Source organism: Xanthomonas sp. 60, from assembly GCF_011761925.1.
Genome location: NZ_JAASQW010000003.1, coordinates 558,059 through 577,636, shown reverse-complemented (window position 1 = coordinate 577,636; position 19,578 = coordinate 558,059). Strand labels below are relative to the sequence as shown.

The window sequence follows — 19,578 nt, the reverse complement described above, 5'->3', positions numbered from 1 at the left end:
TCCTATGCCCCGGTCCGGTCTGCGGACCGGACCGGGGCTCTATACTCGGCGGTGATGTCCACCCCCGATGCCATCCTGCTGATTTTCACCACCTGTCCGGACGCCGCGAGCGCCGAGCGCATCACCCATGCCCTGGTCGACGAGCGCCTTGCGGCCTGTGTCACGCGCCTGCCCGGCGCCCGCTCCACCTACCGCTGGCAAGGCCAGGTGATTTCGGACGACGAACTGCAGCTGGTGGTCAAGACCACCGCGAGCCGCCTCGATGCGGCCATGGGGCGGCTGATCGAACTGCACCCGTATGAACTTCCGGAATGCGTGGCGGTCCAAGCGCGGTCCGGCATGCCGGCCTATCTTGACTGGATCCGGGCGCAGACCCGGGAGGAACCCTGCTGATGATTCCAGGACTGCTGGCGCGGCTGCGCCATTGCCTGCCGCTGTGTGCGCTGCTGCTTTTCTCCCTGCCTGCCTGGGCAGTGAGCGAGAAGGACCTGCTGCCGGTGGACGAGGCCTTCGCGCTGACGGCCAGCGCGGTGGAGCGCGACCAGATCCAGCTGCGGTGGAAGATCGCGCCGGGCTACTACCTCTACCGACACCGCACCAGCGTCAAGGCCGATCCGGTGTTCAACGCCGGTACGCTGCAGCTGCCTGCGGGCGATGCGCACCACGATGATTTCTTCGGCGAGGTGGAAACCTACCGCCAGCAGCTGGTCGGGACCCTGCCCGGCACGCCGGACAGCGGCGCGTCCACGGTCAGCGTGGAAGTCCGTTTCCAGGGCTGTGCCGATGCCGGCGTGTGCTACCCACCGCAGAAGCGTGTGCTGCAGGTGCGCCTGCCGGGGGGAGCGGGCACCGCCTCGCCCGGCCTGCCCGCGCGTGGGCCCGCTGCCGGTCCGGGCAACCCGCTGGCAGCAGCGGCCAACGCAGGCGGCCTGCGCCTGCCGGGCGTGGGCGCCGGCAATCAGGCGCTGCCGCTGCCGTCGGAACAGGCGTTCGGCTTCGAGGCCGTGGTCGGCGACGGCAACACGGTGCTGCTGCGCTTCAGTCCGGCACCGGGGTATTACCTGTATCGCGATCGCACCTCGCTCAAGGTGGAGGGCGCCAATGGCGTGCGTCCGGGCGCGCTGCAGTGGCCCGCCGCGCGCTCGCACCGCGATGAGCATTTCGGCGATGTGGCCGTGTTCTTCGATCCGGTGGACGTCACCCTGCCGCTGCAGCGCACGCGTGCACAGGCGCTGGACGCCACGCTGGTAGTCACCTTCCAGGGCTGCCAGAGCGAGGGCATCTGCTATCCGCCGATGACCCGCCGGGTGAAGCTGGCGCTGCCGGTGGGCACGGTCTCCACCGCGCTGGCGGCCGATGCCGGGGTGCCGGCCACTACCGACGCCCGCGCCGGCGCCGCCGGATCCAGCGGCACCGTGGCGCAGCCTTCGGCGCGTCGGCTGCTCCCCACCATTCCCAACGAACCGCCCGCAGGTACCGACGGCGCCGCGCTGCCCGACGCGACCGCCAGTGCCGCCGCGCCGAGTCCGGATGCCAGCGCCGACAATGCCCGGCGCACCCGCCCGCCGATTCCCACGGGTCCCTCGCAGCTGGCCGTGGTGCTGCTGCTGGCGCTGGCCGGTGGCCTGGTCCTCAACCTCATGCCCTGCGTGCTGCCCATCCTGTCGCTGAAGGTGCTGGGGGTGGCGCAGAGCGGTGAGAGCCGGCAGCACGCGCGCTCGCATGCGCTCTGGTACACCGCCGGCGTGCTGGTGGCGTTCGCGGCGATCGGTGCGCTGGTACTGGCGCTGCGTGCGGCCGGTCAGGCGGCGGGCTGGGGTTTCCAACTGCAGCACCCGTGGTTCATCGCCGCGCTGGTGTACCTGATGTTCGCCGTCGGCCTGAGCCTGTCCGGGGTCTTCACCCTGGGCGGACGCCTGGGTGGCGTCGGCCAGTCGCTGGCTTCGCGCAGCGGCCCGGTGGGCGATTTCTTCACCGGTGTGCTGGCCTGCGTGGTCGCAAGCCCGTGCGTGGCGCCGTTCATGGGTCCGGCCCTGGCGTATGCCTTTGCCGCGCCTGCCGCGCAGTCGCTGCTGGTGTTCCTGATGCTCGGCTTCGGGCTGGCGCTGCCCTTCCTGCTGATCGGTTTCGTGCCGTCGCTGGCGCGCCGCCTGCCGCGTCCGGGCGCGTGGATGGAGACGCTGAAGAACGTCCTGGCATTCCCCATGTATGCCACCGCGCTGTGGCTGCTGTGGGTGCTCGGCAAGCAGCGTGGCGTGGATGCCATGGCGCTGGTGCTGGGCGGGCTGGTGCTGCTCGCCCTGGGCCTGTGGTGGCATGAACGCAGCCGCTGGCGCAGCCAGCGCGTCGGTGCTGCGCTGGCGGGCGTGCTGGTGCTGGCGGCGCTGCTGCCGGTGTGGGGCGTGAGCCGCCTCTCCCCGCCTGCCGCGCCGGCCAGCGAGGTCTCCGGGGAAAACGTGGTGGCCTATTCGCCGGCGCTGCTGGACCGCCTGCGCGCCGACAACCGCGTGGTGTTCGTCAACATGACCGCGGACTGGTGCGTGACGTGCAAGGCGAACGAGCGTGCGGTGCTCTCGCGGCCAGGCTTCGCCGACATCCTCAAGCGCACCAACGCGGTCTACATGCGGGGGGACTACACCAACGTGGATCCGCAGATCACCGCCTTCCTCGACGAACACAATGCCGTGGGCGTGCCGCTGTACGTGGTCTACGGGCCGGGGGCGCCCCCGACGGTGCTGCCCACCGTGCTGACCCAGGCCCTGGTGGACGAAGCGCTGCTGCGCACGGCGCGCTGATGAAGCGCCGGCCGGCACTGCTGTGGGCGGCGGTGCTGGCGGGCGGGCTGGGGCTCTGGGCCGGCCACCGTCTGGGTCCGGTGCCGGCGCAGCAGAGCGCCCGCACGGCCGCGGCGGCGCCGGTCGAGGCGGCCGCCATCGGGCAGCCGCTGCCCGCACTGGTACTGCCGGACCTGCACGGCACGCCGGTGGACCTGCGCGGATTCGCCGGTCGGCCCTTGCTGATCAACGTGTGGGCCAGCTGGTGCGGCCCCTGCGTGGAGGAAATGCCCGAGCTCGCCCGCTTCGCCGCCACCCAGGGCGCGCAGGGCGTGCAGGTCGTCGGCCTTGCGCTGGATACGCCGGAGGCGGTGCAGGCCTTCCTGGCGCGCGTGCCCGTGGACTACCCCATCGTGCTGGACACGCCGGGGCCGGCCGACGCCAGCGTGCGCCTGGGCAATGCGCAGGGGTTGCTGCCGTACAGCGTGCTGGTGGACGCCCAGGGACGGCTGGTCAGGCAGCGCGTCGGCCCTTTCGAGCCCGGTACGCTGGACGCCTGGACGCGCTGACCGTTCGGCGCCGAAGGTCGCGCGGGGTGCAGCGCCGGGGGCGATGTTCGACGCGGCCGGGTTGACCGCCGCGCATGGCGCCGACACAATTGCGACTTATTCTCATTTGACGCGGGCCGCGTTCCGGCGCCCGCGCTGGCCATGCTCAAGACCGTTCTGTTCCAGGTGCACTGGTTCCTTGGCATCACGGCCGGCACCGTGCTGGCGGTGATGGGCCTGAGCGGTGCCCTGCTCTCGTTCGAAGACGAGATCCTGCGCGCGGCCAACCCGCCGTTCGCAGCTGTGGCCGAGCAGCACGCGCAGGGTCGTACGCCATTGCCGCTGGACACGCTGGTGGCCTCGCTCACGTCAGCAGCGCAGACGCCACTGCAGCGCCTGCGCGTGGATGGCACCGGCATGCGGCCTTCAGTGGCACGTTTCGAAGGGGGCCGTGAGACCTGGATCTACTTCGACCCGTACAGCGGCCATCGCTTCGAGACACTGCGTGGCCAGGCGCTGTTGGACTTCACCGAGGACCTGCACCGGCGGCTGGTGGCCGGTGACGCCGGACAGCGGGTGACAGGCATCTGCGCGGTGGTCCTGGTGTTCTTCGCGCTTTCCGGCCTGTACCTGCGGTGGCCACGGCGCTGGCACTGGCGGAGCTGGCTGGCCGTGGCGTGGCACCACCGCGGTCGCAGCTTCCTGTGGAGCCTGCATTCGGTGATCGGCACCTGGGTGCTGCCGGTGTACCTGCTGCTGGCCTTGACCGGCCTGTGGTGGTCGTTCGATACGTACCGCGACGGACTGACCCGCGCGCTCGGCGGGGGCACCCAGGCCCCAGTCACCCTGCCCTCCGGCGCCACCGGGCTCGACCTGCAGCGCGTGCAGGCGGCCTTGTACGCCCTGCCCGGCGTACGCGCCGGCTACATCGATTTGCGGCTGCCGGCACGTGCGGGGCAGCCGTTGACCGCACGCGTGCGCGGCACCGGCAGCCCCTACCACGACCGCGCCACCGACACGCTGCAGCTGGATCCGCACAGTGGCGCGGTGCTGCGGCACGAGGCCTACGCCGGCATGTCCGGCGGCCAGCGCGTGCTGTCCAGCATGTTCGCGCTGCATTCGGGACGTTTCTTCGGGCTTGGCGGACGGGTGATCGTGATGCTGTCCAGCCTGGGCATGCTGCTGTTCTTCGTGACCGGCTGGCTGCTCTACCTGGACCGGCGCGGCAAACAGCGCGCGGCACGTGCATCGCGCCTCGCGCTGGCACCGGCGTCCGTGCACGGTGGCGATGCGCCGGCGTGGCTGGTGTCCTATGCCAGCCAGAGCGGACAGGCCGAACGGCTGGCCTGGCATGCCGCCGGCCAGCTGCAGGCAGCGGGCATGGCGGTGCAGGTGCAGCCATTGGCGCACGTGGATGCCTCGCGCCTGGCAGGCGCGCAGCGTGCGCTGTTCGTGCTCAGCACCTTCGGTGACGGCGATGCGCCGGACAGCGCGCGCGTCTTCGAGCGCAAGGTGCTGGCACGCGCGCAGGCCTTGCCGCAGCTTGGCTACGGCATGCTCGCGCTGGGCGATCGCCAGTACGCCCAGTTCTGTGGCTTCGCACGCCGTGTGGACCAGTGGCTCGGGCAGCAGGGTGCGGCTGCGTTGTTTCCCTGCGTGGATGTGGACGGCGATGATTCCCGGGCGCTGCAGCAGTGGCAGCAGCAGCTGGCCACGCTGACGGGCCTGCAGCCGGTCGTTCCGCTGGACAGCCCCGGGGCCACGCTGCAGCCGTGGACGCTGCAGCAGCGGCGCCTGCTCAACCCGGGCAGCCAGGGTGGACCGGTGTGGGAGATCAGCCTGCTGCCGCCTCCGGGCGTGGCGTGGCGTGCCGGCGATATCCTGCAGGTCATGCCACGCAACGCCGCTGCCCGCGTGCGGGCGGTGCTGGACGCGGCGGGCATCGATGCGGAGGCGGTGATCGAGCTGCACGGTGAACGCGTGCGTGCCGCCGATGCCGCGGCACAGTGCATGCTGCCCGACGAACAGGACGCCGCGACGGTGCACGATGCTGCGCGCTGGCTCGGCGAACTGCCACGGCTGCCACCGCGCGAGTACTCCATCGCCAGTGGCAGCGGCGAGGCCACGCTGCAGCTGGTGGTGCGGCTGGTGCATGATGCCGCAGGCGTGCCGGGCGCCGGTTCCGGCTGGCTGGCGCTGCACGCCCCTGAAGGTGGTGCGATCCAGGCCCGCGTGCGCCGCAACAGCGGTTTCCACCGCCACCCGGCGCAGCCGCTGATGATCCTGATCGGCAATGGCACCGGCATCGCCGGGCTGCGCGCACTGCTCCGCGAAGCACAAGCGCAGGGTGCGCATGGTCACTGGCTGCTGTTCGGCGAGCGCCGCCAGGCCGACGACGCGCTCTATGACGCCGAGCTGGCCGGCTGGCGCCGCAGCGGTCATCTCGCGCGCCTGGACCGCGCATGGTCGCGCGACGGGCAGACCCGCCTGTACGTGCAGGACCTGCTGCGCGCGGCCAGTCCGGCGCTGCGCCATTGGGTGGCCGAGGGGGCCTGCCTGTATGTGTGCGGTTCGCTGCACGGCATGGCGCAGGGCGTGGACGACGTACTGCGCGAGACACTCGGCGAGGACATGGTGGAGGAACTGCTGGCCGAGGGCCGCTATCGCCGCGATGTGTACTGAGCCTGCCAGGGTCCGGCGCCGGGCGCCCTGCCCGGCACCGCGTGCGCTCAGATGAACATCCCGCCGGAGGCCTCTACGCGCTGGGCGTTGATCCAGCGCGTGCCCGGCGACATCAGCGCCACCACCGCCGGACCGATGTCATCCGGCTGCCCGGCCCGCCCGAGTGCCGTTGCCGAGGCCACCATCGCGTTGACCTCGGCGTTGTCGCGCACGCGGCCCCCACCGAAATCGGTTTCGATCGCACCGGGGGCAAGGGTATTCGCACTGATGCCACGAGCACCGAGTTCCTTGGCCAGGTAGCGCGTGAGCACCTCCACGCCGCCCTTCATCATGGCGTACGCCGAGCTGCCGGGAAGCGCGAAGCGGGCCAGTCCGCTGGAGATGTTGAGGATGCGGCTGCCCTCGGCCAGCAGGGGCAACAAGGCCTGGGTCAGGAAATAGGGGCCCTTGAGGTGCACGGCGACGAGGTGATCGAAGGCCTCCGGCGTGGTCTCGGCGAACGGCGCGTAATGCCCTTCGCCCGCGTTGTTGACCAGGCCGTCCAGGCCGGTGCGGTCCCAGGCCTGCAGCTGGGCGCGCACGGCCGCTGCGAAGGCCGCGAAACCTGCGCTTTCGGCAGCGTCCAGCGGCAGCGCCGCCGCGCGACGACCGCGGGCCTGGATCGCGGCCACCACCTCTGCGGCGGCGGCTGACTGGCGGCGGTAGGTCAGTACGATATCGGCCCCGTCCTCGGCCAGGGCCAGGGCGGCGTTGCGGCCGAGGCCACGGCTGCCACCGGTGACGAGGACGGTACGCGGCGTGGTGGAAACAGGCATGGGACACTCCGGACACGGATGGGAGTGGTCAGCCTATTGGTCTTGCGTGAAGTGATAAACCGACCGATTCTGATATGACTGTTCATTCCCGCGGACCAATGCATGAGCCGGCTCGAGGAACTCCGGATCTTCCTCCACGTGGCCGAGCGGGGTTCGTTCACCCGAGCCGCGGAGAGCCTCGGCCTGCCCAAGGCCAGCGTGTCGCTGGCCATCCAGCGGCTGGAGGCCGCGCTGGCGACCCAGCTCCTGCACCGCACCACCCGGCGCGTGCAGCTGACCGCCGATGGCGCCCAGCTGATGCAGCGCGCGCGCGACCTGCTCGACGATGTGGAAGCCCTGCAGGGCATGTTCCGCCGCGACGTCACCGAGCTGCGCGGGCGTCTGCGCGTGGACATGTCCAGCGGACTGGCGCGCCACCTCGTGCTGCCCGCCCTGCCCGCGTTCCTGGCGCGACATCCCGGGCTGGAGCTGGAACTGAGCGGCACCGACCGGCGCGTGGACGTGGTGCGCGAGGGCTTCGACTGCGTGGTGCGGGTGGGTGCGCTGGATGACAACACACTCGTCGCACGCCCGCTGGGCCACCTGGACGTGGTGAGCTGTGCCAGCCCGGCCTATCTGCGCGCCCACGGCACGCCACGCACGCTGCAGGATCTTGCCGGGCACCAGCTGGTGCACTACGTGACCGCGTTCGGCCAGCGCCCGCTGGGCTTCGAGTACTTCGATGGCCAGCAGTACCGGACGCTGGCGATGGCCGGCACGGTGACCGTCAACAGTGGCGATGGCTATACGGCCGCCGCGCTCGCCGGGCTGGGCATCATCCAGGCACCGCGCCTGGGCGTGCGTCAGGCCCTGCACGAGGGCACGCTGGTGGAGCTGCTGCCGCACCTTCCGCCCGAGCCGATGCCGGTCACGCTGCTGTATGCCCAGCGGCGCCACCTGCCGACCCGCATGCGCGTGTTCATGGACTGGCTCGCTGCGCTGTTCGAGCAGGCCGTGCGCGCGCACTGACCCTCAGGCCGGCTGCAACCGCGCGGGGCCAGCGCGCAGGCGGAACGCCGCCACCGCATCGGCCAGCACCTGCGCCTGCCCTTCCAGCGCCCGCGCCGCCGCGCTGGCCTCTTCCACCAGTGCGGCGTTCTGCTGGGTGCTGGCATCCATCTGCAGCAGGGTCTGTCCTACTTCCTCGATGCCCGTGCGCTGCTGCACCGAGCTGCTGCGGATGCCTTCCATCAACCCTGCCACGTCCTGCACGCTGCACTGCAGTTCCTCCATCGTGGTGCCGGCCAAGGCCACCGCCTGCCGTCCCTGCCCGACCTGGTGCACGGAATCCTCGATGAGCGCCTTGATCTGCTTCGCCGCGTCGGCACTGCGCTGGGCGAGGTGGCGGACCTCACTGGCCACCACCGCGAAGCTGCGCCCCTGTTCGCCGGCACGTGCTGCTTCCACGGCTGCATTCAGGGCCAGGATGCGGGTCTGGAAGGCGATGCCATCGATCAACGCGGTGATTTCGGCGATGCGCCGCGAGGCCCCTGAAATATCCTCCATCGCGCTGCGTACCTGACCCACCGCGGCGTGCCCGCGCGCGGCGACCTCGGTGCTTGCGTGCACGCGGACGGTGGCCTGGCTGGCCGCATCCGCGTTGCCCGCCACGGTGTCGGTGAGCGCCTGCATGGCCGCAGCGGTCTCCTCCAGGCTGGCGGCCTGCCGCTCCGTGCGGAGGGAAAGATCTTCGTTGCCCGCCGTGATCTCGCCAGCGGCTTCGCCGATGGCCGAGGCGGCCTGCTGGATGCGAGCCACCATGCCCGCGAGCTGGTCCACGCTGGCGTTGGCATCGTCGCGCATGCGTGCGAACACGCCGTCCATGTCACCGTGCATGCGGGCCCTGAGATCGCCACGCGCCAACGCGGACAGCAGGCGCTGCAGCTCGCCGAGGTTGCCTTCGAAGGTGGCGAGCAGGTGGTTGATGCTCGCCGAAAGGCGATGCACGAATCCCTGCTTGCCCTCCAGCGGAATGCGGCCGGCCAGTTCACCCTGCGCGGCGGCATCCACCAGCGCGGCGACTTCGGTTTCCAGCAGGACTTCCAGCGCGCGGCTGCGCCATTCCACCACGGTGCCCAACGCCTGTCCGTCGTCGGCGTTGATGGGCGTCGATACCAGCTGCCAGGGCGTGCCCGCATGCTGCACGTCGAACTGCTGCTGGCGCTGGACCGGCCTGCCCAGCGCGCCATGCAGTCCGGCGGCCGGATGGCCGATCACATCGCCGCTGTCGGCCTCCAGGATGGCCAGCATGGCTGGATTGGCGTGGGTGACGCGCCCCTGCGGATCGACCACCAGCAAGCCGGTGGACGCGCTGTCCAGCGCCTGCCGCGCACGCGCATTGTCACGCGCCGCCTCGCGTTCGCGCCCGATGCGCGTGCGCAGCTGCACCTGCATGTGACCAAGGCGCTGTGCCAGCTGTCCGATCTCATCGTGCGGGTTGTGCACGCGCAGCACGGTGTCCAGGCGATCCTCGGCGATGTCTTCGGCAAAGCGCAGCGTGTCCTGGATCGGCCGGCGCACGGCGCGCCGCACGCCCAGCAGTGCACCGATCAGCACCACCGCCACCGCCAGCAGGGTGGCTGCGAACAGCAGGCCCAGACGCGCCGCCTGGACCTGCTGCTGCTCGCGCACGTGCTGCAGATGGCCTGCCTGCACACGTTCGAACCCCTGCAGTGCCGGTGCGAGGCCGGCGGCGGTGTCCGCCAGAGACTGCGCTTCCACGTCCAGCCCCACGCGTGCGGCGGTGTAGGCAAGCAGGGCCGCCTGGTAGTCATCCATGCGCTCGCGCAGCGGTGCCTGCTGCGCCGCGGGCAGTGCACCCAGCGCGAGGTCGAACGGCAGCTTTTCCTCGCTGGCGCGGTCAGCGTGCGCCGAGTCGCCGCTGAGCAGCAGCAGGCTCTCCTGTCGACGCATCCGCTGTACGTGCAGGGCGAGGATCGGACGTGCCGTTGCATCCACCGCCTCCTGCAGCGCCACTGCAGCCCGTTCCAGGCGCGCGGCCAGGGCCTCATCGCCACGCCCCATTTCGTCGACACGCGCATTCAGGGCCGCGATACCCTCGGCGAACGCTGCGACCTGCACGTTGACCTGGGCGAGCGCCGCGCTGGCCGGCGCTTGCATCGGCACCTGGCGCAGGCGGGCCAGCGTGTCCTGCAGACGCTGCTGGGTCTGTACCAGCGCCTGGCGGTCGGTGGCCTCATACGTCCGGGCGTACTCGGTCTGCAGGCGTCGCGCGTCCGCCAGCTCCACGCTCAGCGTGGCCGCGAGCGCTGCCCCGTGCTGGTACGCCGCGAAGGTCTGCGCGGCGCGCTCGCCTGCGTGGCGGGTCCATCCGTAGACCGCAGCCACGGTCAACAGACCCAGGCCACACAGCAGCAGCGTGAGCGTGATCCGACCGCCGACCGTCATCCGCGTGGCGATGTGCCCGGGCACCCGCCGGCGCAGGGTGGCCGCCCAGCCGGAAAGGCGCGGGGGCCACAGGGTGGGAACCGGTGCTGCAGCAGACATGCGGAACTCCGTGACAGATGGCGTGTGCTCTCGCCAGCGGCGCTGGCTGCCCACCTTGTATCGATCATCGAAGACGCGCGCATGACAGCCCCCGTGATGGACGCACCTGCCAGCGCGCCACCGCGAGCCGGCACGGATCGCAGTGGCGCGGACGGGTTGTCCGTGGCACGGGGTGGCAGTGCGCGCGGGAGGCGCTGCCGCTCACCGCCGAACGCGTTGGCCTGTCACGGCTCGCGTGGACGGGTGTCCACCGCGCCGGCGCCCTGCCCTGCCCCGAGCTCGGCACCGGTCGCCGGATGCGCCTCCGGGTTGGACAGCGTGCGCAGCGACATCTGCTCCACGGCGGCCTGCTCGCGGTCGCTGAGGCCTACCGAGAAACCGCCATCGCCGCCGTCCAGCGCGGCCTGCTCGTCGCGGTCGGTCACCTGCTCCCACAGCTCGCCGCTGTTCCAGCTGCCATCGACATCGCCGTCGCCCTGCGACATGTTCATGTACAGATCGGTGAACGCCGGATCGCCCGGCAGCTTGCCCGGCGGGAAGTTCGGCTTGATGCTGTACAACGCTTTCTCGAAGGACTTCTGGTGCGCGATCTCGCGTGTCATCAGGAAGCGAAGCGCGTCCTTGATGCCGGGATCGGTGGTGACATTGATCAGCCGCTCATAGACGATCTTGGCGCGTGCCTCGGCGGCGATGTTGGAGCGCAGGTCGGCGGTCGGCTCGCCGATGCTGTCCACATAGGCCGCCGTCCACGGCACGCCGCTGGAGTTGACCAGCGCCGGACCACCGCCGTAGAGGATCTGTTCGGTGTGGCTGGTGCTGTTCTGGCCGAGGTTGCGCATGTCTTCCACTTCCAGCATGCCCTCGGACTGCACCGCCTTCGGGCCCTGGTTGAGCATGGCGATGATGGTGCCGATGATCTCCAGGTGGCTGATCTCCTCCGTGGCGATGTCAAAGAGCAGGTCCTTGCGACCCGGATCGGTCTCACCAATGGCCTGCGTGAAGTAGCGCATCGCAGCGGCAAGTTCGCCCTGCGGCCCGCCGAACTGCTCGAGCATGAGGGTGGCCAGCTGCGGGTTGGATTCCTGCACGCGGACGGTATACATGAGTTTTTTGTGGTGCATGAACATCGAGGAGGATCTCCGCTTTCAGCGCTTGGCTGTCATAGGGTGGCTTCGTCACGCCGGAGGGCGCGGTGACGATGGCTTCCGCGTTCTGCAACGTCTCCAGGCTGCATCCGCTTGCCGAACGCGGCGTTGCGTCGGCTGTTCCCATGCTGGGCCTGTGGCGATCAGCGCACCGTGTGGGGATGTGAGGGACCGCCGTGCGTTACGCGACGTGATACCGACGCAGCGGTAACAAGCCGGTGCACGGCCGATACCGGCAGCGTGCCGCGCGCTGCCGACCGCCGCGATCAGGGCGCGGAGGCTTCGAACGCGCGCAGCAGCGGCAGCGGATCGTACGCACCGTCGGCCCCGTAGATGCCCCAGTGCAGGTGCGGCGGCGTGCCTTTCGCATTGCCGGTGTCGCCCACGTAGCCCAGTACGGTGGTGGTGTCCACCACCTCGCCACGGGCGATGCCCTCGCGCCAGTCCTCAAGGTGTGCGTAGTAGTAACGTTCCTGCGCAGGGCCCAGCACCCAGACCTGGCGGCCGCCGAGACCGCTGTCGCGCACATCGGTGACGATGCCCACCGTGGCACTGCGTACAGGGGTGCTGCGTGCGGCGAAGATGTCCACCCCGGCATGACGACGGTCGCGTCCACGCGGAGCGCCGAAGGTATCGGCCACCTGCCGCGCGGCCACACCCTCCACCGGCACCGGCAGGGCGGTTGGCGGCGGCATCCGCGCAAGCGTCCACATCATCCGTGGCGACTCCGCCACCGGGCTGTTCCACAGAACGCCCAGCGCCAATGCGATGCCGGCGAGTACGAACAGACGGACCACCCAGCGACGCAGGCGCCAGGCGAAGGAACGCCGCGCTGACTGGCGTTGGCTGGGGAGAGAGCCGGGGTCTGGCTGGGGATGGGTCACGGCGGGCAGGGATACGCATGCGGGGCATGCCAGCATTGCCCGCCGCACATCAACACACTGTGGGCGGACTCACCGGCGCTTCAGGAAAATGGGGACAGGTGGGCGGCGAGATACCAGGCGCGCACCTCCTCGGGCAGCCACGGCAGCGGGTCGATGCCCAGCGCCTGGTAGCCATCGAGATGATCGCGCAGCCCCACCGCAGCCCGCGCGTGCAGGGCGCTGTGCAACAGCAACTGAGGGTCTGGCAGCTGCGCTGACGACCAGGCATACAGCCGATCCACGCGCTGCTGCATCACCGCGTGCAGCCACGCGCGCAGTCCGTAGACAGGGTAGCCGCCCTCGGCCAGCGCGCGCACGGCCTCGCCAAGCGCCAGGTTCGCCCCACGCACCCACTCGGTCTTGCCGCCCGCGCGCACCTCCACAGTGAGCGGGGATGGCGCCCGGTGCAGCCTGAGCGGCCGCCGCAGGGCCAGTTCCAGGTCACGCGCATCGCGCTGCGTTTCAGCCTGCACCACCGCACCGGCATCGAGATCGAAGAACTCGAACCAGCGCCGGTGCAGTTCGCTGATGCGGCGCAGCGGATCCCGCGAGAAGCCGATCTTGCCGTAGTCCTCCCACGCACACGGGAACACATAGGTGAACCAGCGCCCGTCGGTCGCGGGGCCCGCTTCGTGCGCCTGCTCGCTGCTCATGCGTCGGCGGGCACGCCGTCCACGTAGCGTGGCTGGCAATGCGGGCAGAAGAACGTGCGCCGCCGGGTCAGTCCGAGGTACTGCTTGGACAGGGGACCGCCGCAGCCTGGACAGGTACGGCGCGTGTGCACCTGCCAATGCTGCTTGAGCTCGAAGGCGCGCTTCCATTCCAGGAAGTCGAAACTGTACTGGCGCGCCTCCTTGATCAACCGGCCCAGCAGCCGCGGGGGAAGGTCGCCCACCTGTGTCTGTGGATGCACGCGGATCCGGTACAGGACTTCGTTCTTGATGATGTTGCCCACCCCCGAAAACAGCGTCTGGTCCAGCAGCGCATCACAGACCAGCGTGGTCGGCTGTGCCTTCAGGCGCCGGCGGGCAAGACGGGGATCCCAGCGCTCGTCCATGACATCGCTGCGCCAGTCGTAGTGGTCCTGCAGCGGGCCCTCGAGGAACGTCACCGAGCAGGTGTAGAAGTTCAGCTCGCCATTGTCGAACTGAAGCGACAGGCGAGCGGGGGTCGGCTTGCGTTCGTCGATGCGCCAGCTGCCGAACATCAGCAGATGGATGCGCACACTGAACCCGCTGAACTCCAGCAGGAAGTGCTTGCCCCAGCTGTGCACGCCCATCAGGCGACGCCCCTGCAACCGGGCGAGATCCTGCTTGGCATTGCCAATGGCACTGCGCACGGTCCTGCGGCGGAAGTGCGCGGCGGCTTCGCGCAGCAGCACGATGGACGGGCCTTCAGGCATGATCGTTCTCCAGCAGGCGTTGCAGGTGCAGCGCGTTGCCCGTGGCCATGCCATGGGCGGTGTTGTCGAAGATCACCCAGGGCACCTGGCCGGGCTGCCGCGCCTGGCGCACCTGTTCGGCGAGTGACTCGAGCGCGGGCGCAGGATAGGCGCTGTAGTAGATGCGTGGGCTGCCATGCCAGCGCCAGTAGGCGCAGCCGATATCGGCGGCCGGCGCGGCGCCTGCGGGATGGCGGGGTGGATCGGCCGCAACCCGCGAGATCGCATGCCGCTGCAGCAGGTCCACGGCCGCCGGCGTGAACCAGCTCGCGTGGCGCGGCTCGCAGGCCATCGGGACGGGCGTGCGCCGCCGCAGCATGGCGAAAAAGGTCGTGGCCACGCGCGCATCGAACGCCAGCCCGGGCGGCAGCTGCAGCAGCAGCGCACCGAGGCGATCCCCGAGATGACCCGCTTCAGCAAGGAAGCGGTCCAGCAGCGGACCTGCCCCACGCAGCCCGGCCTCATGCGAAATGGTCTTCGGCAGCTTCACCGAGAAGCGGAAGCCAGCGGGTACGGTGGCTGCCCAGCGTGCGTAGGTGGCAGGCCGATGCGGGCGATGGAATGAAGAGTTGATCTCCACGCAGCTGAAACGTGTGGCATAGCGTGCGAGCGCGGATTCGCCTTCGCCGAAGTTGTTGCGGTCCTCGGCGGGAATCGACCAGCCTGCACAGCCCACATGGATCCGGTTCACCACGGGTATCACACTCCTGCTGCAGTGGCCCCCAGCATCCGGCGACGGCCGTGAGGTGCGGGCGAAGCCTGGATCAGGCCAGCGTACACGCCACCGGCGTTGACTCCACCCTGACCCCTGGATGGCCATGCTGCCACCATGCGCCCGCCTCTCTACCACCACGGCACCGTGCTGCCACGTGCGTTCTACCAGCGGCACCCCGTGCTTGTTGCACCCGACCTGTTGAACAAGGTGCTGGTGCGGGCCGATGGCCGTGCCGCGCGCATCGTCGAAGTGGAAGCCTACGGCGGACACGAGGATGCCGCCGCCCACACCTACCGTGGCAGGACCGCCCGCAATGCCACGATGTTCGGCGAGGCCGGCCATCTCTATGTCTACTTCACCTACGGCATGCACTGGGGCAGCAACGCGGTCTGCGGAGAGGTAGGCGAAGGCCTGGGCGTGCTGCTGCGTGCCGCCGAGCCGCTGCAGGGGCTGGACGCCATGCGCGCGTCCCGGCCTGCCGCGCGCCGGGACGTTGATCTGGCCAGCGGGCCCGGCAAGCTGTCACAGGCCTTCGGGATCACGCGGGTATTCGATGGCGCCGACTTGGTCGAGCGGGATGCCGGCATCACCGTGGTCTGCGATGGCGTGCCTCCGCCGGCCGACCCGGTGGTCGGTCCGCGCGTGGGCATCAGCAGGGCGGTCGACTACCCGTGGCGCTGGCACGTGGCCGGCAATCCGCATGTCTCGCGCACGCGTCCCGGCGCGGCGGCCGCTTCGCCCCGCGTGCGTCAGCGCGGCCTCAAGCCGTCTGGCTGACGTCGCCACGCGTCCTGTCTTCCGGACGGAATGCCCAGGGGGAACGACCCTGGCTGGCTGGACCCACTCTTTACAGGCCGGTGGTCGCGGATTTGGCCTTCTTCCAGGCGGTTTCGAATTCGCGGGCGGTGATGCCGTCCTCGTTGTCCAGGTCGAACCAGGACAGCGGCTGGTCGGCCAGCGCGAAGCGGTCGTCGCTGGAGCCGGTCCGGTCACACCACACCTGCACGGTGCGATACACCTCCACCTGCCGCACGATCACCTCGCCCTGCGCCTCCAAGTAGACCGTGCCCTTGCCGAGATTGGATTCGGCCGGGTGCTTGAAGTACTTCTTGGCGGTGCTCATGGGGGCGGTCCTGCAGGGTCCAGTGTCAGGGCGCGACTATACCGTGCGCCGGCGGCTCAGCGCCGCCGCGAGGTGGCCCGTGGCTGCAGCGCATCCAGGACACCGGCATTGCGCCGCGCCCAGTCGTAGATCAGTTCGATGGGTTCCACCAGCTGCATCCCGAGGGCGGTCAGCGTGTAGTCCACCGAAGGCGGCACGGTGGGGTGCTCGGTGCGCAGCACCAGGCCGCTGCCCTCCATCTCGCGCAGGGTCTGGATCAGCATCTTCTTCGAGATGTTGGGCAGGCTGCGGTGCAGCGCATTGCTGCGCACGCTGCCGCCGTGGCGCACCGCGAGGGTGTGCAGCACCATCGATGTCCACTTGGTGCTGAACAGTTCCAGCACCCGCCGTGGCGCGCAGTCCTCGCGCCATTCTTCGTCCGGGCTGCCCGCCTTCATTGCGTGGTTACCATTTGGTGCCTTCTTTCGTGCGGCGTGGACCTATCCTACCGTGTCCCTCTGTCTACAGAAGGAACACGCCCATGACAAACAAAGCACTCATCGTCGGCGCCACCGGCATCGTGGGACGCGCGCTCGGCCGCCAACTGCTCGATGCCGGCTGGGACGTCCACGGGCTGGCACGCAATCCGTCCAGCCTCGGCGAAGGCGTGCACGGCGTCAGTGCCGATCTGCACGACGCAGAGGCCACGCGCGCGGCCCTCGCCGGTCTTGCGCCCTCCCACGTCTTCATCACCACGTGGTCGCGCCAGGCCAACGAAGCCGAGAACATCCGGGTCAACGCGGCCATGGTGCGGCACCTGCTGGATGCGGTGCGGCCGGCCGGTTCGGTGGAGCACGTGGCCCTGGTGACCGGCCTGAAGCATTACCTCGGTCCGTTCGAGGCCTATGCGCAGGGCACGTTGCCGCAGACCCCCTTCCGCGAAGAGCAGCCACGCCTGGACGTGGACAACTTCTACTATGCGCAGGAAGACGAGGTGTTCGCGGCGGCCGAACGGGATGGCTTCAGCTGGAGCGTGCACCGCCCGCACACGATCATCGGCGCGGCCGTGGGCAATGCCATGAACATGGGCACCACCTTGGCCGTCTACGCAACGCTGTGCCGGCACACCGGGCGGCCGTTCCGCTTTCCCGGCTCGCAGGCCCAGTGGGAGGGCCTCACCGACATGACCGACGCACGGCAGCTGGCACGGCACCTGCTGTGGGCCACGCAGACGCCGGCCGCCGCCAACCAGGCCTTCAACGTGGTCAACGGCGACGTGTTCCGATGGAAGTGGATGTGGGGCCGGATCGCCGAGTGGTTCGGGCTGGCGCCGGCGCCGTTCACCGGCGAGCTGCAGCCGCTGGAAAGCCAGATGGCCGACGACGCGGCCCTCTGGTCCGCGCTGGCCGCCGATCAGGGACTGGTCGAACCGGATATCCATCGGTTGGTCTCACCCTGGCATACCGATGCCGATCTGGGCCGGCCGCTGGAAGTGGTCACGGACATGTCCAAGAGCCGCCGCATGGGTTTCCTGGACTATCAGCCGAGCGATGACGCGTTCTTCGACCTGTTCACGCAGCTGCGCGCTGACCGCCTCATCCCCTGACGTACCCCCGCCCCCCGCCGGGCTCACCGCGCATGCTGGGTGAGCAGCCATCGACGCGCGGTTTCGCGGCCGTGCGCATCGTCGCGAAGCCGGCTGATGGTCACGTCCGGTTCGACAGCGGCCCCGTACGCCTGCCCGCTGCGATCCACGAACCGCATGGTGGTCAGCATCAGTTCGGTTCCATCGTGCAATGCGAGCGTGCTGTTGCCGGTGGAATGGCCTGACGTGGGCCGGCCGAAGCTGCGCGTGCGGGGCCGGCCCCGGAACGCCACCGCCACGGCTTCGCCGGAACTTGCCGTACGTTGCGAGGTCAGCACCGCGACCGGGACCGCACCCAGGTCAGGCAGGTGCCGCGCCTCGGGCAGCACATCGATCCGCCAGGGGCGGCGATGCTGGTCGCGGTCCTCGAATGCGCCCACCGGCTGGCCGCGGAGCAGTGGCTCCAGTCCTTCCAGCATGGGCCACATGTTGCCGCCGCCATTGCGGCGCAGATCGACGATCCACGCCTTCGCACCGGCGCGGGTGCCCGCCGCCAGGGCGGAGAGGATGGATCCTGCGTAACGCTCACGCAGCGCACGGTCACCACCGGTGAAACCCGGCACCTGGAGGTGGCCGACCTGCCCCGGCAGCAGGGTCCACGTCGCCGCCGTGTAGCCTGCGCGGGCCCGGTCGGGCACCGCCGCCGCGAGCTCGGGGCGCAGCAGGAAGCTGTGGCCATCGCCCAGCTGTTGCAGCACCTTGCGGATGGCCCGGCGCGCCTCGCCACTGCTGGCGCCGGCTGCCGGACGCCAGCGCTCCCGTGCATCCCCGGGCAGGCGATCGGCATTGAGCGCCCGACGCTGGATCAGGTCGAACGCTTCGTCATAGAGCGCCATGCCCGTGGGGGCGTTCGCACCTTTCACCAGACGCAGCCCTTGGATCGAAACCCGGCCATGCGCCGGCAGGCGCAGGGTAATTTCGACCAGCCGCGCACGCGGCGCCACGTCGACGGAAAGTGCGATCCGGGCAGGGCGCTGCGCCGCAGTGATCCGTTGCTGTGTGCGATCCACCCGGCGCCATCCATCCCAGGTCGCGAGCGCGACCTGCAGCGTGCTCGCTTCCGCCAGCGCCAGCTGATCCGCCTGCAGTTCCAGGCGCTCGGCGCGGCCACGACTGCGCTGCATCGCATAGCCGACGCTGCAGGGCGTGTCTCCCGCGACGAATTCAATCATCGCCCCATGCGCGTGCTGGGGTGATCCACCAACGGAGCTCTGCAAGCAGCGGCCCACCTTCATCTGCGGACCTTCGCGCCAGGGCCTGGGTATCAGTTCCGCGATATGCGCGGCGGCAGTGACCAGCAGGAAGGCAGCGACGAAGCCCGCTGCCCACCACCCCCGCTGTGATGAGATGCCTCCTTGCCGGCCTGCCTCCATGTCCTGCCCGTTCCCTGCGGAATACGCTGCGTCGAGGCGTGCAGTCTATTACCCGGCGATGGTGAACACCGAGCCCGAATCCACGCGCAGGCCCGCACCGTTGATGAAGCTGGCACGTTCCGAGCACAGGAACAGCACCGCTGCGGCCACTTCCTCGGGCCGTCCACGGCGCTTGAGCACCATGCCCGGCCGCTCTTCGTCCAGGAAGGTCGCCACGGCCTGGTCGAACGACATGTCCTTTTCGCGTGCGCGTTTTTCCATCATCGCGTCCGTCATCGGGGTATGGATGAAGGCGGGAGAGACGGTGTTGGTCAGCACGTTGTCAGCGCCATAGGCCTTGGACAGGCCCTTGGCCAACGTCAGGATGCCGGCCTTGGACGCACAGTAGGCCAGCTCGTCGGTATAGGGCTGCACGGCATCCTCGGAAGCGAACAGCACGATGCGGCCCCAACCGCGCGCGCGCATGGCCGGCACGGCTTGCCGGCACATGCGCACCGCACCCATCAGGTTGATGTCGAGCGTCTCGAGCCAGCCTTCATCGCTGACCTCCAGGAAGTCGCCGGTCGCCCCGGTCACGCCCGCCGCATTGACGTAGATATCCGGCTCGCCCAACGCCTCGCGGACCGTGCGCCAGATCCGCGCGACATCCTCCGCGCGGGTGACATCGCCGGCCACGGCGATCACTTCACCCAGCGGCTGCAGCTCGGCGAGGGCTTCATCCAGCGTGCCGTCGGCCTTGTCGGTGATGGCAACGCGCACACCTGCACCGAGCAGTTGCCGCGCGGTCTCCTTGCCCATGCCCGAGTCTCCGCCGCTGACCAGTGCAATGCGTCCTTCGATACCCAGATCCATGCCAGTCTCCTGTTGAA

The 19,578-nt window shown here is 69.9% G+C and carries 18 protein-coding genes; 7 read left to right on the top strand and 11 right to left on the bottom strand.

Translation table 11 applies throughout. The annotated features are described in order from the left end of the window. Positions 1-54: 54 nt before the first annotated feature. The 4 genes from cutA to FHY09_RS09465 all read left to right on the top strand — a co-directional run bounded on the left by cutA (position 55) and on the right by FHY09_RS09465 (position 6,004). On the top strand, positions 55-393 hold the full coding sequence (gene cutA / locus FHY09_RS09480; protein ID WP_166926489.1) for a divalent-cation tolerance protein CutA: 339 nt from the start codon (positions 55-57) through the stop codon (positions 391-393). Further along, positions 393-2,795 carry a protein-disulfide reductase DsbD domain-containing protein gene (locus tag FHY09_RS09475; protein ID WP_166926487.1) on the top strand — a complete coding sequence of 801 codons (2,403 nt, stop codon included), beginning with the start codon at positions 393-395 and terminating at the stop codon, positions 2,793-2,795. The genes cutA and FHY09_RS09475 overlap by 1 nt, the downstream gene beginning before the upstream one ends. Then, a complete protein-coding gene (locus FHY09_RS09470; protein WP_166926485.1) occupies positions 2,795-3,343 on the top strand; it encodes a TlpA disulfide reductase family protein in 549 nt (182 codons plus the stop codon). The genes FHY09_RS09475 and FHY09_RS09470 overlap by 1 nt, the downstream gene beginning before the upstream one ends. A 141-nt stretch (positions 3,344-3,484) precedes the next feature. Then, positions 3,485-6,004, top strand: a complete 2,520-nt coding sequence (locus FHY09_RS09465; protein WP_166926483.1) for a sulfite reductase flavoprotein subunit alpha — start codon at positions 3,485-3,487, stop codon at positions 6,002-6,004. A 47-nt stretch (positions 6,005-6,051) separates the two neighbouring features. Here the strand turns inward: FHY09_RS09465 and FHY09_RS09460 are convergent, their stop codons facing one another. After that, positions 6,052-6,819 carry an SDR family oxidoreductase gene (locus FHY09_RS09460; RefSeq protein ID WP_166926481.1) on the bottom strand — a complete coding sequence of 256 codons (768 nt, stop codon included), beginning with the start codon at positions 6,817-6,819 and terminating at the stop codon, positions 6,052-6,054. Between the two features lie 102 nt (positions 6,820-6,921). Between FHY09_RS09460 and FHY09_RS09455 the strand changes: the two genes are divergently transcribed. After that, a complete protein-coding gene (locus FHY09_RS09455; protein WP_166926479.1) occupies positions 6,922-7,827 on the top strand; it encodes a LysR family transcriptional regulator in 906 nt (301 codons plus the stop codon). A 3-nt stretch (positions 7,828-7,830) separates the two neighbouring features. Here FHY09_RS09455 and FHY09_RS09450 read toward each other — a convergent pair whose 3' ends face one another. The 6 genes from FHY09_RS09450 to FHY09_RS09425 all read right to left on the bottom strand — a co-directional run bounded on the left by FHY09_RS09450 (position 7,831) and on the right by FHY09_RS09425 (position 14,574). Then, positions 7,831-10,365 (bottom strand): methyl-accepting chemotaxis protein, encoded by a 2,535-nt coding sequence (locus tag FHY09_RS09450; RefSeq protein WP_208407679.1) that lies wholly within the window; start codon positions 10,363-10,365, stop codon positions 7,831-7,833. Positions 10,366-10,589: 224 nt separating this feature from the next. Further along, the gene (locus FHY09_RS09445; protein ID WP_166926459.1) at positions 10,590-11,492 is read right to left on the bottom strand and encodes a manganese catalase family protein; all 903 of its coding nucleotides are present in this window, start codon (positions 11,490-11,492) and stop codon (positions 10,590-10,592) included. A 284-nt stretch (positions 11,493-11,776) separates the two neighbouring features. Beyond that, complete coding sequence (locus FHY09_RS09440; RefSeq protein WP_166926456.1) at positions 11,777-12,430, bottom strand: M23 family metallopeptidase; 654 nt, start codon at positions 12,428-12,430, stop codon at positions 11,777-11,779. A gap of 44 nt (positions 12,431-12,474) precedes the next feature. Beyond that, a complete protein-coding gene (locus FHY09_RS09435; protein ID WP_166926454.1) occupies positions 12,475-13,086 on the bottom strand; it encodes a GIY-YIG nuclease family protein in 612 nt (203 codons plus the stop codon). Beyond that, positions 13,083-13,835, bottom strand: coding sequence for a DNA-formamidopyrimidine glycosylase family protein (locus FHY09_RS09430; RefSeq protein ID WP_166926452.1), 753 nt, complete (start codon positions 13,833-13,835; stop codon positions 13,083-13,085). The genes FHY09_RS09435 and FHY09_RS09430 overlap by 4 nt, the downstream gene beginning before the upstream one ends. Then, on the bottom strand, positions 13,828-14,574 hold the full coding sequence (locus FHY09_RS09425) for a DUF72 domain-containing protein (protein WP_456362767.1): 747 nt from the start codon (positions 14,572-14,574) through the stop codon (positions 13,828-13,830). Before FHY09_RS09425 ends, FHY09_RS09430 begins: the two co-directional genes overlap by 8 nt. A 129-nt stretch (positions 14,575-14,703) precedes the next feature. Between FHY09_RS09425 and FHY09_RS09420 the strand changes: the two genes are divergently transcribed. Then, positions 14,704-15,366: a DNA-3-methyladenine glycosylase gene (locus tag FHY09_RS09420; protein ID WP_166926448.1), complete on the top strand. Its 663-nt coding sequence runs from the start codon at positions 14,704-14,706 to the stop codon at positions 15,364-15,366. Between the two features lie 70 nt (positions 15,367-15,436). Here the strand turns inward: FHY09_RS09420 and FHY09_RS09415 are convergent, their stop codons facing one another. Then, positions 15,437-15,712, bottom strand: a complete 276-nt coding sequence (locus FHY09_RS09415) for a hypothetical protein (RefSeq protein WP_166926446.1) — start codon at positions 15,710-15,712, stop codon at positions 15,437-15,439. A 56-nt stretch (positions 15,713-15,768) separates the two neighbouring features. Beyond that, positions 15,769-16,149 carry a winged helix-turn-helix transcriptional regulator gene (locus tag FHY09_RS09410; RefSeq protein ID WP_166926444.1) on the bottom strand — a complete coding sequence of 127 codons (381 nt, stop codon included), beginning with the start codon at positions 16,147-16,149 and terminating at the stop codon, positions 15,769-15,771. Positions 16,150-16,232: 83 nt separating this feature from the next. Between FHY09_RS09410 and FHY09_RS09405 the strand changes: the two genes are divergently transcribed. Then, positions 16,233-17,297: an SDR family oxidoreductase gene (locus FHY09_RS09405; RefSeq protein WP_166926441.1), complete on the top strand. Its 1,065-nt coding sequence runs from the start codon at positions 16,233-16,235 to the stop codon at positions 17,295-17,297. A 23-nt stretch (positions 17,298-17,320) separates the two neighbouring features. Here FHY09_RS09405 and FHY09_RS09400 read toward each other — a convergent pair whose 3' ends face one another. Together FHY09_RS09400 and FHY09_RS09395 are read right to left on the bottom strand one after the other, a co-directional pair. Further along, the gene (locus FHY09_RS09400) at positions 17,321-18,508 is read right to left on the bottom strand and encodes a S41 family peptidase (RefSeq protein ID WP_166926439.1); all 1,188 of its coding nucleotides are present in this window, start codon (positions 18,506-18,508) and stop codon (positions 17,321-17,323) included. A gap of 249 nt (positions 18,509-18,757) precedes the next feature. Beyond that, on the bottom strand, positions 18,758-19,561 hold the full coding sequence (locus FHY09_RS09395) for an SDR family oxidoreductase (protein ID WP_166926437.1): 804 nt from the start codon (positions 19,559-19,561) through the stop codon (positions 18,758-18,760). Positions 19,562-19,578: the final 17 nt, after the last annotated feature.